The organism is Porphyromonas sp. C0026D3 (assembly GCF_056590775.1).
The window spans coordinates 29419-44602 of record NZ_JBWPWU010000004.1 but is presented as its reverse complement, the minus strand read 5'-3'; the positions used below and the strand labels follow the sequence as shown (position 1 = coordinate 44602).

At 54.8% G+C, this 15184-nt stretch carries 14 protein-coding genes; all 14 read right to left on the bottom strand.

The genetic code is table 11. The features are described from left to right. Positions 1 to 6: 6 nt before the first annotated feature. Entirely contained in the window at positions 7 to 723 is a 717-nt protein-coding gene (locus tag AC1EK1_RS04265; protein ID WP_480306780.1) for a hypothetical protein, read from the bottom strand. Continuing rightward, on the bottom strand, positions 723 to 1250 hold the full coding sequence (gene lptE / locus AC1EK1_RS04260; protein WP_480306778.1) for an LPS assembly lipoprotein LptE: 528 nt from the start codon (positions 1248 to 1250) through the stop codon (positions 723 to 725). Before lptE ends, AC1EK1_RS04265 begins: the two co-directional genes overlap by 1 nt. Positions 1251 to 1252: 2 nt before the next feature. Beyond that, positions 1253 to 2497 carry a sigma-54 interaction domain-containing protein gene (locus AC1EK1_RS04255; protein ID WP_480306776.1) on the bottom strand — a complete coding sequence of 415 codons (1245 nt, stop codon included), beginning with the start codon at positions 2495 to 2497 and terminating at the stop codon, positions 1253 to 1255. Positions 2498 to 2824: 327 nt separating this feature from the next. Further along, positions 2825 to 4006: a DNA recombination protein RmuC gene (locus tag AC1EK1_RS04250; RefSeq protein ID WP_480306774.1), complete on the bottom strand. Its 1182-nt coding sequence runs from the start codon at positions 4004 to 4006 to the stop codon at positions 2825 to 2827. Positions 4007 to 4009: 3 nt separating this feature from the next. Then, complete coding sequence (locus AC1EK1_RS04245) at positions 4010 to 6994, bottom strand: serine hydrolase domain-containing protein (RefSeq protein ID WP_480306772.1); 2985 nt, start codon at positions 6992 to 6994, stop codon at positions 4010 to 4012. Beyond that, positions 6991 to 8007 (bottom strand): aspartate-semialdehyde dehydrogenase, encoded by a 1017-nt coding sequence (locus AC1EK1_RS04240; RefSeq protein WP_480306770.1) that lies wholly within the window; start codon positions 8005 to 8007, stop codon positions 6991 to 6993. The genes AC1EK1_RS04245 and AC1EK1_RS04240 overlap by 4 nt, the downstream gene beginning before the upstream one ends. A gap of 108 nt (positions 8008 to 8115) precedes the next feature. Further along, positions 8116 to 8868 (bottom strand): 2,3-diphosphoglycerate-dependent phosphoglycerate mutase, encoded by a 753-nt coding sequence (gene gpmA / locus AC1EK1_RS04235; protein ID WP_480306768.1) that lies wholly within the window; start codon positions 8866 to 8868, stop codon positions 8116 to 8118. 23 nt (positions 8869 to 8891) lie between these two features. Continuing rightward, positions 8892 to 9875 carry a polyprenyl synthetase family protein gene (locus AC1EK1_RS04230; protein ID WP_480306766.1) on the bottom strand — a complete coding sequence of 328 codons (984 nt, stop codon included), beginning with the start codon at positions 9873 to 9875 and terminating at the stop codon, positions 8892 to 8894. Between the two features lie 62 nt (positions 9876 to 9937). Continuing rightward, entirely contained in the window at positions 9938 to 11119 is a 1182-nt protein-coding gene (locus AC1EK1_RS04225) for an AI-2E family transporter (RefSeq protein ID WP_480306764.1), read from the bottom strand. A 406-nt stretch (positions 11120 to 11525) separates the two neighbouring features. Further along, the gene (locus AC1EK1_RS04220; protein WP_480306762.1) at positions 11526 to 12176 is read right to left on the bottom strand and encodes a DUF4294 domain-containing protein; all 651 of its coding nucleotides are present in this window, start codon (positions 12174 to 12176) and stop codon (positions 11526 to 11528) included. 123 nt (positions 12177 to 12299) lie between these two features. Beyond that, positions 12300 to 13028: a glycosyltransferase family 2 protein gene (locus tag AC1EK1_RS04215; protein WP_480306760.1), complete on the bottom strand. Its 729-nt coding sequence runs from the start codon at positions 13026 to 13028 to the stop codon at positions 12300 to 12302. A 34-nt stretch (positions 13029 to 13062) separates the two neighbouring features. Then, the gene (locus AC1EK1_RS04210) at positions 13063 to 13767 is read right to left on the bottom strand and encodes an RluA family pseudouridine synthase (RefSeq protein WP_480306758.1); all 705 of its coding nucleotides are present in this window, start codon (positions 13765 to 13767) and stop codon (positions 13063 to 13065) included. A gap of 20 nt (positions 13768 to 13787) precedes the next feature. After that, on the bottom strand, positions 13788 to 14543 hold the full coding sequence (gene fabG, locus AC1EK1_RS04205) for a 3-oxoacyl-[acyl-carrier-protein] reductase (RefSeq protein WP_480306757.1): 756 nt from the start codon (positions 14541 to 14543) through the stop codon (positions 13788 to 13790). Positions 14544 to 14585: 42 nt separating this feature from the next. Beyond that, entirely contained in the window at positions 14586 to 15182 is a 597-nt protein-coding gene (locus AC1EK1_RS04200) for a TetR/AcrR family transcriptional regulator (RefSeq protein ID WP_480306755.1), read from the bottom strand. Positions 15183 to 15184 lie beyond the last annotated feature (2 nt).

Genomic DNA, 15184 nt, shown 5'->3' with positions numbered 1-15184 from the left:
TAACTGCTAGTTGTTTTTGTCAACAGATACAGTTGGCACGACCTTGATAATTTTCTCAAGGTATGCCACTTGCTCGGCAAAGTAACTATTTTTTTCTGAATAATTCAAATTTAGCGTCTTAAAAATGCGCAATGCTTCTCCGAATTTCCCTTGGCGGATGTAGATCCTTGCGAGGGTTTCTGTGAAGAGTTCTTCGGCCTGGCCCGGTGTGGTGTCGCCATCCGATGGTGGCGGGGTGGGTTTTTCCTCCTCGGTTGGGATCTTTTCGGCGGATTCGCCTTTGGCGAGAAAGGCTTCTATCAGGTCACCGGTGCTTTCGATGGGCTCTTCCGGCACTGTTTCTGCTGCTGTCGGTGGGGTTTGTATCCGGTCCAGCATCTCCTCTACCTCGTGTGCGTCATCCGGATGGTCTTGCAGGAAGTCATCGATGATACTAAAGCTGTCTTGGCTTTTGCCCGCCTCTGGCTCCTGCTTGCGGGGACGTGGTGGGCGGTGGTTGTTGAGGGTCAGGAAGAGCTGTGCCGGATCTGTGATGTAGAGGATCCGTCGGCTCAATTCGCTTGAGTATCGTAGGTCTCCGTTTTTGTGCAGGCAGATCAGGATCAGCCGGTGCAGTGGCTCGCAGTAGGGGTACTGCCGGCTGAGGAGGAGCAGGTCGTCCAAGTGGCTCAGGCTGAGTCCGGAGGGGTCTTCGAGGAGTGAGGCGAGTTCGGTGTAGGTCATTACCAGTTTTCGACTGTTGCGTTGAATATCTGGTTGATCAGGTCCTCAGTCATGCGTGCGGTCAGCTCGTCTTGGACGTCGGAGAACATGAGACTGCTGTCAAATGTCTCAAAGGAAGTGAACTGTCGCTCAAAGCTCTCTTCTTCGTCGACCGTGTTGGTGAATCGGACGTTGATCGTGATGGTCAACTTGGTTTTTGCGGCAAGTGCGTTTTCTTGTACCGCCTCGGCTGTTAGTTCGTATCCGGTGATTTCTCCCTCTATGTTGAGGTCGCCTTGTCCTCCAACTTGTGTTAGGCGTGTGCGTGTCTCAAAACGGTGTTTTAGGTCTTCTGAAAACCTTTGGGCCAGAGGTGGGTAGACGGTTGGTGCGAGGTTCTGAAAGTCATCGATCTTGATGGTTTTGATCCGGGTGTAGTCGATGCTTGCACCGTTGAGCCGGTAGGCGATTGTGCAGCCTCCGATGGTCGGCAGGCAGAGGAGTAGCAATACTCTTACCACGAGGGCTGGGATGGACAGTGTACGCATGGTTATTTTAGTTTGCGGTAGAGGGTTCGCTCGGATATATTTAGGTCCTCCGCTGTTTTTTTGCGCACTCCATTGTTGTGTCGCAGCACCATCTCTATATACTTTTGCTCCATCTCCTCCAGGGTGAGGATGTGTCCATCATCCACGATGTCTTGAAACTCTGCTTCGGCCGCAGTCGTAGCTTTGGTGTTGGACTGTGGGGCTTCTCCGGTGAGTACGACATCGGGTCCCAGGATGGCGGGTCGGGGTGTAATCCCTTGTTGTTGTCCTTGTAGGACGTGGTAGAGGAGCTGTGAGAGGTCGTTGATGCTCATCTTCATCTCCCGCATCATCCCATAGATGGCCCCCATTTGTTGCTGGCTCTCCGAGAAGCCCGGTTCTCCACTTCCACCGATACCAAATGAGCTTTGCCCGGCTGTAATGAGTGCCGGGTGTCTCTGGTCTGCATTTGGGGGGAGCTGGTCGAGGAGTACCTGCTCGGAGATCAGTCGATCCTCAGCGATTACGCTCAATCGCTCGACGAGGTTTTTGAGCTCGCGGATATTTCCCGGCCAGCGGTATCGGAGCATGAGTTGCTCGGCTTCCTCGCTGAGGCGGATAGGGGGCATGTGGTATTTGTCTGCGAAGTCGGATGCAAAAAGCCTAAAGAGGAGGAGTAGGTCTCCGCCTCTGTCGCGCAGTGGTGGAAGTGTGATGGTGACGGTATTCAGCCGGTAGTATAGGTCTTGCCTAAACTTTCCCTGCCGGATTGCCTCCTCCAGGTCCACATTGGTGGCGGCGACTATGCGTATATCGGCTCTCTGTACTTGGGAGGAGCCGACTTTCATGTATTCGCCGGACTCTAGTACGCGTAGGAGCCTTGCTTGTGTGGGCATGGGGAGCTCGCCTACTTCGTCGAGAAATATGGTGCCTCCATTTGCTTCCTCAAAGTAGCCACTTCGCTCCGTTACAGCATCGGTGAAGGAGCCTTTTTTGTGTCCAAATAGTTCGGAGTCGATGGTTCCCTCGGGTATGGCGCCACAGTTGACTGCCACGTAGGGGCCATGCTTGCGTGCGCTGTTTTGGTGGATGATCTGCGGAAAACTCTCCTTGCCTACGCCACTCTCGCCGGTCACCAGTACGCTGACGTCTGTGGGGGCTATGAGGAGTGCCACTTCCACAGCGCGGTTGAGCTCCGGGGAGTTGCCAATCATTCGTTGCCGTTGCTTGGCACGCTGTATTTCTGCTTGCGGGATGCTGTTTTTCATGTCCGAAAGATACCAAATATTCGGGTAACCGAGGAGGGGTGAGGTTGGGTGTGGGGGAAAAAGTTTTTTTCCTGGGAGAAAAACTTGGTGAGGTCGGAGAAAAAGGTGCGCTTGTCCCGGAAAAAGATAAAATCACTGTGTGATTTCTAGAAATCACACAGTGATTTGAATAAACCACTTAGTGATTTGAATAAATCACATTGTGATTTGGAGTTTTTCGTCCGGAGGGTGTGGTTTTTGGACGGTAGGGATGACTTTATCGTCCGTGTGTTTCTTTTTTGGGGCTGAGGGGTGTGGCGTGTGGCTTGTCGTGGGTCACTCGTTGTCCTACATGCGCTCGTCGTCGTCTGTCGTGGTGGAGGAGCTGAGGGTGTTGATGCGGTTGGCAGTGCTGAGTAGCCCTTGTCGTCCGCGGAGGCTGGTGTTGGTGTCGTCGTAGCTTTTTTGGAGGGCGTTGATGCGCTCTTGTATGGTCTCGAATCGCTCGATGAAGCGTTGGGTTCGCTCCAAAAGGAGTGCGACCTGAGTGGTTAGTTCGGCGAAGTTTTTGACTTGAGCGTCTTGTTTCCAGGAGAGTTGTATGAGCCTGAGGAGGACGTAGAGGTTGGCCTCGGAGGTGATGAGGACGTTGGCTTTTTTGGCGTAGTCGATGAGGGATGGGTCGTGTGTGTAGGCGAGTTGGATGGCGGCGGTGTTGGGCACAAACATGAGGATGTACTCGAGTGCTTGTCGTGGTGCCGGGATGTATTGCTGGTATTTGTAGCCGCTAAGCTCCTGTATGTGTCCTCTCAGGCTCTTGGTGTGCCGGTCGAGTGCGTTTTGTCGGTCTTCGTCGTTTTTTGCCTCTATGTAGTCTAGGAATGCTGTGAGGGAGACTTTGGCATCGATGATGACGTCTCTGTTGTCGGGTAGGTGAAAGACGAAGTCGGGGCGGACTATGGTGTTGGTCTCTGTGCGTAGTGTGGGCTGTGTGTCGTAGTGCTTGCCTTTTTGGAAGCCCTCTCGCTCCAGTAGGACTTCGAGCTGTGTTTCGCCCCAGTTGCCTTGTACTTTTGGCTTGAGTCGGAGTGCTTCGGCGAGTGAGTCTGCTTTTTGTCCGATCTCTAGTGATTGCTCGGTGAGTTGCTTGATGGTTTGCTCCAGTCTGGCGGTCCGGTCGGTTTCTTTGGTGGTGGTGTCGGATAGGGATTGTCGGACTTCGCGTATGGAGTCTTGGAGGGGCTGTATGATGGTGGACAGGGTGGTGGAGGTGGTGGTGGTCAGCTCTTCGGCTCGTTGCTTGGTGATGGTCTCGGATAGGACGGTGAATCGATCTTCCATGGCTTTGATCTGTCCGGTCAGCTGCTCTTGCAGGGTGCCTCGGAGGTTGATTTCTCTGTGGTGCGCTTGGTCTTGGTCGATCAGCTGTTGGCTGAGGTGGCTGTTTCGGACGAGAGCCATGAGGTAGAGGATGAGGAGTATTAGGGTGGTAGCTCCCAGGAGTAGGGCTGTGATGGAGATCGGGGTCATGGGTTATTGGATGGCTTGATAGATGACGGACTGGATGTGCTTTCGGATCTTGAGGGTGGAGAGTTTGTTGTTCCACCGCGTGGGTGAGCATCTATTGCTGAGAAAGATGTAGGTGATGTGGTTGGTGGGATCTACCCAAAAGCAGGTGCCGGTGAATCCGGTGTGTCCATAGGTGGATAGGGGGGCTTCCTCGGCGGTATTGCCGGGCTTTTTGGCTCCTCGGTGTCGGTCAAAGCCCATGGCGTATGGGGAGGTGCGGTGTCGTGCTGTGGTGTAGTGGCGGAGGACCTCCGGTGAGCAAAAGTCGATACCTCCGTAGTTGCCACCTCTCGCCAGGAGCTCGACCAGCTTGGCCAAGTCGTGTGCGTTGGCAAAGAGCCCGGCATTGCCGGAGACGCCTCCGAGCATGGCGGCCGCCTCGTCGTCGACATCTCCGTGGAGGACTTGGTGGCGCAAAAATCGATCGTCCTGCCCTTCCGCCACATCGGATAGGGGGAAGTGGACGTAGGGCTTGAAGCAGAGGCGTGTGGTGCCGAGTGGTCGTGCGATCTTGTCGTAAAAGAGGCTGTCCAGTGGCTTGGTGTAGGCTCTCTCGAGGACGTCGCTGAGTAGCAAGAAGTCGAGGTCGGAGTAGCGGTAGCGTCCGGGTCGGAGTGTGGCGTCGCAGATCATCCGGCGTATCATGGACTGTACTTGTGGGCTGAGGTAGTAGCCTTGGGCCATTCGTGTGGGATAGAGGGCTGAGGAGTCGCGGCTGACGAGGTCTTGGCGAAAGTTCCAGTCGGTTTGTGCCCAAGCATTTCGGCCGATCTTGAGGGGGTAGCCGGTGCGCTTTCGTCCGGTGATGAGTGGTCGGTCGTAGGAGGTGGGCTCTAGTAGCTCCTCGTAGAATCGTAGGACGGCCGGTAGGCCGGCGCAGTGGTGGAGGAGGCTCCTGAGTGTGAGGTCTGCCTTGTCGGAGCGATCGGTGTAGTCGAGGTACTTGCGCAGTCGGTCGTCGGGGTGGATGCGTTGCTCGGTCGTGGCTATCATCAGGAGCGGGGTGGTGACAGCGGCTTTGGTGACGGAGGCAGTGTCGTACAGTGTGGTGAGGTCGACCGGTTTTTGGCCGGCCGCATCCTTGGTGCCAAAGGCTTTTTCGTAAATGATGTAGCCGTCCTTGGCGACTAAGACTTGGCAGCCCGGATAGGCTCTTTGGCGTACTCCCTCGGTCGCCAGATCGTCGATGCGACTCAGTACGGTGGCGTCCATCCCGACTTGCTCCGGCGTGCCGTATGCCAGTCGGCTCTTGGTGGTGGTGAGTCCGGTACCTGCCGTGATGTACGGGCTGAGGTCTACCGGAAGCGTGCCCCCAAAGGGGATGGCGCCGGTGAGGGCTTCTCCGAGAGCGGATTGCCCGCCGGCTTTGGCGTCGTAGGCAAAGCAGACGGCACCGGCCAGACTGAGCTCCCGTCCGTACTGCAGAGCGGCGTATGGGGTGGTGAGAAAGGCCAAGACTGAGCGGGTGTCGCTGAGTAGCTCTGTCAGATTTTTGTCCGGTCGGATTTTTTGTCCGGTGACGGCTACGATGACGGTGTCGTACTCTCGGAGCCGGCGGTAGATTGACTGTCGAGTCGCACTGTCGGTGCGTGTGCCGATGGCGAATGCTTTGGTCTCCGGTATTGCTTCTCGTAGCTGTGTCAGCAGGTGCTGGAGTTGGTTGTCGCCGTATCGGAGTAGTGCCAGCCGTGGTTGTCCCTTGAGGGGGAGTAGGTCGCTGTCGTTGCGTGTGAGGGTCATGGCTTGGCGGTAGATCTGTCGGATGAGGTCTTGAGCAGAGGTGGGGTTGAGGTCGGTGGTGAGTTGCCGATCCGATAGGGGTGTCCGATCTGTGGCTCCGGTGAGGTACTTGTAGATCAGTACTTTTTTGGCTCTACGCTCGACCTCCTCGGGGGTGATTTCGCCCGTGTCCAGTGCGTGCATGAGGTCGTCTACGGCTTGGCGTGGGTTTGGCGGTGCCAGTAGGATGTCGCTCCCGGCTCTGAAGACCTCCACGGCTACTGAGCCGCTCCCCACTCCGGCAGTGATACCGCGCATGCCCAGCCCGTCTGTGAAGATGAGTCCGCGGAAGCCCAGCTTGTCTTGTAGCAGATCGGTCACTACGGATCGACTGGCGCTGGATGCTCCGGTGGTGGCTCCAAGTGCCGGGATCTGTAGGTGGGCGATCATCATACCACTGAGTCCGGCTCGGATGTAGGCCTCAAATGGTGGTAGCTCTACTGCCTGAAGCTCTTTGAGACTCTTCGTGATGAGTGGCAGTGCGTAGTGCGAGTCGGCCGAGGTATCACCGTGTCCGGGGAAGTGCTTGGCAGTGGAGAGCACGCCACCCTCCTCCAATCCTCGTGCGTAGGCAATGCCCAGCTTGGAGACTAAGGCTCCGTCGGACCCGAAGCTACGGGTGCCGATCACGGGATTTTGGGGGTTGCTGTTGATGTCGAGCACCGGGGCAAAGTTGATCTGGACCCCCAGCCTTTTGGCCTCCTTGGCCGTTGCCTGTCCGTAAGCATAGGCGAGAGCCTCGTCGTTGGTGGCTCCGAGTAGGATGTTGCGTGGCCACTTGGGCGTCCCGGTCAGGCGCATGGAGAGCCCCCACTCACCATCTATGGCAACGAGCATGGGTATGCGAGCATTTTGGCGCATGTAGTTGGTCAGTCGGAGCTGATCTTGTGGCGTGCCTTTTTGCCAAAGTACACCACCGTAGTCCTCCTGTGTCACCATTCGCTCCCATGCTCTCAGGGAGTGACTGTCGGTCTTTGGCGAGACCATCGGCATGATGAGTTGGGCTACTTTTTGCCGTTGTGTGCAGGTGCTGAGTACTCGGTTGGCGTACTTTTCCGCTTCGCTGTATTGCTTGGGGTTTCGCAGTAGGTTGGGTGTGGTCTGGGCGAGTGCTCCTGTGCCGATGAGGCTCATCAGCAATAGTAGCAGTCGTAGTGGCCTGGAGATCATTTTCGGAGGGTTGGTTGGGCGTCTAGGAGATACTCTGCGATCTGGATGGCGTTGAGTGCAGCCCCTTTGCGGATTTGATCGCTCACGCACCAGAATGAGAGGCCGTTGGGGTTGGACAGATCTTGGCGCACCCGACCGACGTAGACTTTGTCTTTTCCGGAGAGGAAGAGGGGCATCGGGTACTCATTTTGTGCGGGGTTGTCGAGGAGGACGACACCGTTTGCCTTGGCAAAAGCGGCTTGTGCGGCTTGTGTGGTAAGGGGTTTTTCCAGCTCGACCCATATTGCTTCGGAGTGTGCTCTGAGTGTGGGTACCCGTACGCAGGTGGCACTCACCTCAAGGTCACTGTCCATGATCTTTCGGGTCTCGTGGTACATTTTCATCTCCTCTTTTGTGTAGCCGTTGTCGGTAAAGACGTCAATGTGTGGAATGACGTTGAAGAGGAGTTGGTGTGCAAACTTTTGTACGGTCGGGGTCTCGCCTGAGGCGTATTGCTTTACCTGGTGCTCCAGCTCTTCCATCCCGGTTGCTCCGGCTCCACTGGCACTTTGGTAGGTGGCGACGTGTACCTTTCGGATCCGGCTGATGTCGTTGATGGCCTTGAGTGCGACCACCATTTGGATGGTGGTGCAGTTGGGGTTGGCAATGACCTTGAGGGGGTGCTCCAGTGCTGTGTGTGCATTGACCTCCGGCACGACCAGTGGAACCTGTGGATCCATCCGAAACGCACTCGAGTTGTCGATCATGATTGCGCCATACTTGGTGATGGTCTCTCGGAATCGTAGGGATGTACTTGCTCCTGCACTTGCAAAGACTAGGTCGATCCCCTCGAAGTCATCCCCCTCACGGAGTTCTTGGATGGTTAGTTCTTTTCCATTGACAGTGCAATTGCTTCCTGCGCTCCTTGAGCTACCGAATAAGCGAAGGGTGTCGTAGGGAAAATTGCGCTCTTGGATCAGGCGGAGCAGCTCTTGTCCTACAGCTCCGCTGGCGCCTACTATTGCGATATTCATATCTGTGTAAAGTGTGTGGGTGTGTCGGTAAAAGAGACAGTCCTCTCCTCAGGTGTGTGACACGCGGGGAAAGGACTGCCGTTTTATTTGGGGTAAAGTGTACGTTGCTTACTTTTTCTTTCCCTGGTTGGCTACTGCCTCCATGAGTTTTTTGATCTCTTCGGGGTCACCGATGAAGTAGTCTTTGACCAGTTTGTAGCCGTCGTTTTCGTCGAACTCAAAGACATAGGGAATCCCGGTGGGGAGATTGAGGCTGATGATGTCTTCGTCGCTGATGCCCTTGAGTACCTTGACGATACCGCGTAGGCTATTGCCGTGCGCTGCCACGATGACGTCGTCGTGCTTTTTGAGGGATGGGAATATCGTTTGCTCCCAGTAGGGGCGTATGCGTGCGACGGTATCCTTTAGGCTTTCGGTGAGTGGTAGATCCTCGTGTGGCACTCCGGCATATCGTATGTCCTTGTATGGGGAGCGGTCATCGTTGGCATCGAGAGCCTTTGGTGGTATATCGTAGCTGCGGCGCCAGATCAAAACTTGCTCCTCACCGTACTTTTCTGCGGTCTCGGCTTTGTTGAGCCCTTGCAGCATGCCGTAGTGTTTTTCATTGAGTCTCCAGCTCTTCTCCACGGGGATCCAGTCGAGATCCATCACGTCGAGGACGTTGTTGAGGGTTTTGACGGCGCGCTTGAGGTAGCTCGTAAAGGCTTGTGTGAAGTGAAAGCCGTTTTCCTTGAGTTGTTGTCCGGCTTTGCGAGCTTCGCTGATGCCTAGCTCTGTCAGGTCTACATCAGTCCAGCCGGTGAATCGGTTCTCGAGGTTCCACTGGCTTTGGCCGTGGCGTATCAGTACCAGTCTTTTCATGGTGTCGTTCTCTATTTGTATGGTTACTTATCTCTATCTACTATGTAGTCGCATATACCGAGGAGTGTCTCCTTGGCTGGTGATGGTGGCAGTGTCTCGCTGAGTAGGTGCTTGCACTCCTTGATATGGGTGCGCATGACCTTGTCGGCGTAGTCTATTCCGCCACTCTTTATTGCAAAGTTAACAAGAAAGTCGATCTCTTGCTCGCTCAGGCGTTGTTTGCGTAGCAGTTTTTGGGCTTTGGTTGCTTGTGTGCCTTGTGTCCCGAGTGCATGGATCAGGGGTAGGGTGACTTTGTGCTCCTTTAGGTCGTTGGAGGAGGGCTTGCCGAGCTCGGGGCTAGGCAGGTAGTCAAAGATATCGTCCTTGATCTGAAAGGCGATGCCTAGGTGCATCGAGGCTTCGGCCAGTGCATGGAGAGTCCGACCGTCTTGCACCTCTGCTACAGCGGCGCCGGTGATCATGCTGCCCTGCATGAGGGCGGCTGTTTTTTGCTTGATTACCTCCAGATACTGCTCCTCAGTGGTGTCTGCCAGCTGGGATATGTCCAGCTGTAGTAGCTCCCCTTTGCTCAGGTCGGCACCAAGCTCGGCCATCTTGCGTACCAGTAGGGGCAGGTCTAGGTCTAGGGCTAGGTTGAAGGCATGTGACAGGATGTAGTCGCCGAGCAGTACCGCCTTGTGGTTGCCCAGTAGGGCGTTGAAGGAGGCTTCGCCACGCCGTGTCATGCTCTCGTCTACCACGTCGTCGTGGATGAGGGAGGCCATATGTAGCAGCTCCAGTGACACAGCCGCACGGATGACCCGGTCGTTTTGGACCCCATAGCACTCTGCCGTCAGGATGACGATCAGTGGTCTGAGGCGTTTGCCCAAGCCTCGACGCAGGTGAGTCAGTGCCAGTGCGATGGTCGGCACCTCGCTCTGGAGCGACTCGAGGTACAGCTCATCAAATCGCTGCATCGCCTGTGCTGTGTCGGGGGGTAAGGTCGGGAAAAATACTTGTGCCATGCTCTTGTTTCTTGGACTACAAAGTTACGAAGAATAGCGTACTTTTCTCTCGTGGTAGGCCATCATTTGGAGGGGGTCTCTTTGGACTCTTTGGACGAGGTGAGCCCGAGTCGCTCACGGAGCTCTGAGATATTGGGCCGATGCAGGGGCTCATCTGCTTTTAGGGGCTCTTTGATCACGTACTTCATATAGAGTGTGTAGACGATCATGGTGAGTGGTAGGGCAAAGATTAGCCCCAAAAATCCCATGAGCGAGCCCCATACTGTCAGCGAGAGTAGCAGTACGGCCGGTATCATGCCCATTTTTTTGCCCAAAATGGTAGGCGTGAGGTAGGTGTCTTGGAGGAGTTGGGTCAGTCCGAGGATCCCAAAGGCGATCAGGAGAAGGATCCATACGTTTTCGCCTGTCGAGGCCGACTGGAGCATGCAGAGGATGATGATGGGTGGTATCCCAAAGAGCTGCATGTAGGGTACCAGGTTGAGCAGACCAATGAATAGCCCACAGGTGATACCCATAGGCATGCCCATGAGCCAAAAGCCGAAAGCGAGGACGCACCCACAGATGAGTGCTATCAGTCCTTGTCCCTTGAAGTAGTTGGTCACATGCGTGGTCACATTTTGTCCCAGCTCGATGACATAGGGCCTCAACGACTTGGGGAAGAGACGGACGATGCCACGGTTGAGCCGCTCATAGTCCTTGAGGATGAAAAAGAGGTAGAGAAAGAAGAGACCTAGGACGGCAAAACCGGATATGAACGTCAGTGTGCTCGAAAGCACCAGCCATCCACGCTCAAAAAATGAACGGACGTACCCCATGATCTCTTGGATGTCAAATTGCGAAAAGAGGTAGTCTAGGTTGAGTGTCGCGACGACCTCTTGACGGTACTCTCGGGGCACTATACTCAGCAGGAGATCGGGGGTGAAGTAGTCCGTGAAGAGGTTCCAGGCTTTGTTGCCTTCGGAGACAATGGAGGGAATCACCAGTGTGACCACCCCCACAAGGATCCCCACGGCCAGTAGGAGGACCAATAGGATCGAGATGAGCCTACTCCTGACCCTCAGTCGCTTTTGGAAAAAACGCACCGCAGGCATCATCATCACTGCCGTGATCCATGCCAGCCCAAAGGGGATCAGCGCAGAACGGATACCACCGACGACGTAGGCAAAAAGTACCACGAGGGCAAGGGAAAACAGGATGCGGGCAATCCGATCGAGGGTGAAGGGTTTTCTGAAAAAGTCGTCCATTGATTTGGTGGGATTGGTTTGCGTTTCGTTGATCGTAAAGGTACCAAATAATGAGCCTACCCCAAAAAACAACACCTCCTCCGTGGATGATGGACGAACTCAGGGCAAATAGGCGTGAACGACACCTTGGTGCAACAGTATCAATTTTGAGACAAAAAAGTGAGGGTGGTATTTCGTGCGAATTTCATCCACTTCGTGTCGCTTCTTTTTTCCCTATCCGTCTAAGCGATCGCTTCTATCCGTGAAAAGTTTTGCTTCTATCCGTGAAACCGAATGGTTTCATGGATAGAAAATCGGGGTGTTTATAATGGGTTGGGAGTGAGTGGATTGTGAGCCCCCTTTTTTATCCCCTTTTTGGGGGCAAAAAAAAGTGACCAAGGACTTTTTTTGGGGGGGAAAAATGGGGTCAGATAAGTCCGTACTCCACTTGGACACAGATGCGCTCGATGAGGGCGTCCTCGCCATTTGGGTCCCAAGTGGTCTTGAGTGAGGCTCCGAAGATGCTGGCGAAGGTGTTCCAAAATCCGGCCGTAAAACCGCCCAAAAAGGCTTCGATGAGCTGGTAGCTAGAGCTGTTGGTCTCTCTCATGATTAGCTTCATGAGTAGCTTTCCTTGCCGGAGGGTGAGCTTTCGGAGCTCAGGAGAGTATTGCTTGAATAGATCGCGCTCCATGCGCTTGAGGTGCTTGATTTTGTCCTTTTCGGTCGGCAAGGTCTCTATGTACTCATAGGTCTCTTTCAGCGTGGCGGAGACGATCTTGGCATAGGGAAGTACTCGCTTGACATCGTAGACGAGGCGGGTGTAGCGGATCCGCTCCTTTTCGGTCCGGAAGACAATCGGTCGATAGAGAAGCACTTCGCGTAAGCGTATTGTCGGTAGGCTCTCTCCATCGTCTGTCGTGACCGGGACTAGGTAGCCATGGTGGGCTTGACGGCTGAGGCTGTCGGCTCCGGCGATCTCCTGTGCGGAGGCCACCTCTGTGGCCACTTCCCCGAGAAGTATGAATAGGGACCACGCAAAGCACCGTGGTATGTGGTGAAGTAATTGTCGGATCATAGTGCAACGTGTTGCAAGCATTGGCTTGCGATGCTATACGGAGCCCCCTCTTTTTGGGGAAAAGGCCCCATGTGGGGCAAATATAGCTACATGTTGGGAGGTAGTGTCACTTCTTGCACTACGTTATTTTTTTTGAAGTCTCTTTAACAACTTGGCGGGGTGTTGCCAAAAAACAGCAATGAGCACCAAGGCTACATTTAGCCCTACTATGCGCAGCAGGTCACGTAGGGGCCTAAAGTGGCTGACCCTCTCCTCTCCGGGTGCGTAGTAGACTCGGACCGGTATGGAGCGGACCGGTATGTCGCGCCAGATGGCTCGTACCAGGATCTCCATCTCAAACTCGTATTTGCCACTGATGAGCCGGAGGTTGCGCAGTCGTCGTATGGGGTAGAGGCGGTAGCCAGTCTGGGTGTCGGGTAGATGTACGCCGGTGGAGACGGTGAACCAAAAGTTGGAGGTCTTGTTGGCAATGGTGTTTTGGGTGGGCATGTTTTCGGCCTCTATATTTCGTGACCCGACGAGGAGTGCGTCCGGGGTCTCCTCTATGGCTTGGAGGAAGAGTGGAATGTCCTCGGGGTAGTGTTGGCCATCGGAGTCAATGGTGAGGACGTATCGGTAGCCTTGGGCGTATGCCCAGTCGAATGCTGTGCGTAGTGCGGCCCCTTTGCCTCGGTTGACCTCATGTGTGATGACGTGGAGGTCGGGGTATCCCTTGAGGATATCGGCAGTGCGGTCGGTAGAGCCGTCATTGACGACGAGTATGGGCAGTCCTTGTTTTTGGACGCGATCGAGTACGTCTGCCAGTGTGCCACAGTTGTTGTATGTAGGCAGTGCGATCAGTGTTTCGTTCATGGTTGTATGGACGTGAGGTGAGGTCATTTATGGGTTAGATTTCGCCCGATAAAGTACGAAAAAGGTCGCCATTGGACTGAGGATATGGCGCAGTGATGTCGATGACCTCGTGTGAGACGGGGTGTACGAAGGTTAGGCGATAGGCATGCAAAGCAATGGATCCATCCGGCAACGGTCGCCGTGCACCGTACTTGAGGTCACCTCGGATGACAGATCCTATGGCCGATAGCTGTGCTCGTATCTGGTGGTGCCTTCCGGTCAGCAGGGTTACTTCGAGCAGGGTGTAGCGGTCACCATGTCCTACTGTTTTGTACTCGAGTAGGGCTTCTTTGGCCTCTTTGGCACCTGAGGCTGTGGGGTAGGATTTGTTTTGCTTGGCATTTTTGCGCAACCAATGCCTGAGTAGCCCTTGTGGCGGTGTGGGGGCTTGCTCGACTATGGCACGGTAGCGCTTGGTGACTTCGTCCTTCTTGGCAAAGAGGGCGTTCATTCGGGCGAGAGCTTTTCCGGTCTTGGCAAAGAGGACCACCCCCGATACGGGCCGATCCAACCGATGGATCACCCCTACAAATACGTTGCCGGGCTTTTGGTACTTGATGCGGAGGTACTCCTTGACTTTTTCGGAGAGTGGGGTATCCCCAGTCTTGTCGCCTTGGACGATGTCTCCCGGTGCTTTGTTGACAGCGATGAGATGGTTGTCCTCGTAGAGTATCTCTAGTGGTGGTAGAGCTTCAGGCATGGCTGCTCCCTGTCTCTCCTTTACATCTTCATCCCGCCACAGACGTTGAGGACTTGGCCGGTGATATAGGCCGACTCATCTCCGGCAAAAAAGGCCACCACCGAGGCAATATCCTGAGGTGTCCCGGCGCGTTTGAGGGGAATGGCGGCAGTCCAGCTCTTGAGTACCTCATCGGAGAGATCGGCGGTCATGTCGGTCTGGATGAAGCCCGGTGCAATGACGTTGGCACGGATGCCACGGGAGCCAAACTCTTGGGCAATGGACTTGGTGAAAGCAATCATACCGGCCTTGGATGCGGCGTAGTTGGATTGCCCGCTATTGCCATACCTGCCGACCACAGAGGCGATGTTGATGATCGATCCGGTACGTGCTTTCATCATGGAGGGGATGGCGGCTTTGGTGATGTTGTATACGGACTTGAGGTTGCTTCTTAGAACCTCGTCCCAGTCTTCTTCGCTCATCCGTATGAGGAGGTTGTCCCGAGTGATTCCGGCATTGTTGACCAGGATGTCGATCTTCCCAAAGTCCCGGAGTACATCTTGGACAAAAGTCTGTGACGCCTCATAGTCTCCGGCATCGGCGGCGTATGCTTTTGCTTTTTGCCCCATTTGGCTGACTTCTGCTTCGAGGGACTCGGTGTTGGCATTGAGGCTGCGGCCGCTGAAAGCGACATCTGCACCTCGACGGGCAAGCTCTAGGACGATGGCACGACCGATGCCTCGGCTTCCGCCGGTGACGACGGCTACTTTTCCTTTTAGTGTATTATTGGTGTTCATAGTCTCCTTTGTTCGCTGGTGTTTGGTGTTGTTGAGTTATTGTCACTTACACAGCCCATGGCTGATGATGGATCGTACGGTCCGATAGGTTTCGCCGACCGCCTCGTCGGTTTTGCCCAAGTGCCCTCGTATGAAGGGTACTTCGAGTCCTTTCATGCATGCATGTAGGAGTAGAGCGGTCCGCTTGATGTCCAGTCGCTTGAATTCTCCGGACTCTATCCCCTCTTTCAGGATCTGCTCGATGAGGTCTCTCTCGAGGAGATCAAAGCGCAGACGTGCTCGCTCAACGGCGGCAATGTCGTTGAAAAACTCCGCCTCCAGTGAGCCATTCCACCTGACGACATCGTTGACAGCCACTTGCCGACGAGCGATGTACTGCATGAGTTTTTGGATCGGAGAGAGTGGACGGGCCACAAAGGCTTTTAGCTCTTTGTATAGGTTGTGCAGCTCCATCCGGATGACCTCCATGTAGATGTCTTGCTTGGTCCTGAAGTAGGTGTACAAGGTCCGCCTGCTCTTGCCTGTGCTTTGGGCGATGGCGTTCATGGTGGTACCCTTGAATCCCTGCTCGGCGAAGAGTCGGCGTGCGGTCTTGATGAAAGATTGCTTGGTGTTGGCTCTGACGTCTCGTTGCTCCATGA

Coding starts and splice junctions, on each gene's coding strand:
- AC1EK1_RS04265 (WP_480306780.1), bottom strand. CDS start 723: ATGACCTACACCGAACTCGCCTCACTCCTCGAAGACCCCTCCGGACTC.
- lptE (WP_480306778.1), bottom strand. CDS start 1,250: ATGCGTACACTGTCCATCCCAGCCCTCGTGGTAAGAGTATTGCTACTC.
- AC1EK1_RS04255 (WP_480306776.1), bottom strand. CDS start 2,497: ATGAAAAACAGCATCCCGCAAGCAGAAATACAGCGTGCCAAGCAACGG.
- AC1EK1_RS04250 (WP_480306774.1), bottom strand. CDS start 4,006: ATGACCCCGATCTCCATCACAGCCCTACTCCTGGGAGCTACCACCCTA.
- AC1EK1_RS04245 (WP_480306772.1), bottom strand. CDS start 6,994: ATGATCTCCAGGCCACTACGACTGCTACTATTGCTGATGAGCCTCATC.
- AC1EK1_RS04240 (WP_480306770.1), bottom strand. CDS start 8,007: ATGAATATCGCAATAGTAGGCGCCAGCGGAGCTGTAGGACAAGAGCTG.
- gpmA (WP_480306768.1), bottom strand. CDS start 8,868: ATGAAAAGACTGGTACTGATACGCCACGGCCAAAGCCAGTGGAACCTC.
- AC1EK1_RS04230 (WP_480306766.1), bottom strand. CDS start 9,875: ATGGCACAAGTATTTTTCCCGACCTTACCCCCCGACACAGCACAGGCG.
- AC1EK1_RS04225 (WP_480306764.1), bottom strand. CDS start 11,119: ATGGACGACTTTTTCAGAAAACCCTTCACCCTCGATCGGATTGCCCGC.
- AC1EK1_RS04220 (WP_480306762.1), bottom strand. CDS start 12,176: ATGATCCGACAATTACTTCACCACATACCACGGTGCTTTGCGTGGTCC.
- AC1EK1_RS04215 (WP_480306760.1), bottom strand. CDS start 13,028: ATGAACGAAACACTGATCGCACTGCCTACATACAACAACTGTGGCACA.
- AC1EK1_RS04210 (WP_480306758.1), bottom strand. CDS start 13,767: ATGCCTGAAGCTCTACCACCACTAGAGATACTCTACGAGGACAACCAT.
- fabG (WP_480306757.1), bottom strand. CDS start 14,543: ATGAACACCAATAATACACTAAAAGGAAAAGTAGCCGTCGTCACCGGC.
- AC1EK1_RS04200 (WP_480306755.1), bottom strand. CDS start 15,182: ATGGAGCAACGAGACGTCAGAGCCAACACCAAGCAATCTTTCATCAAG.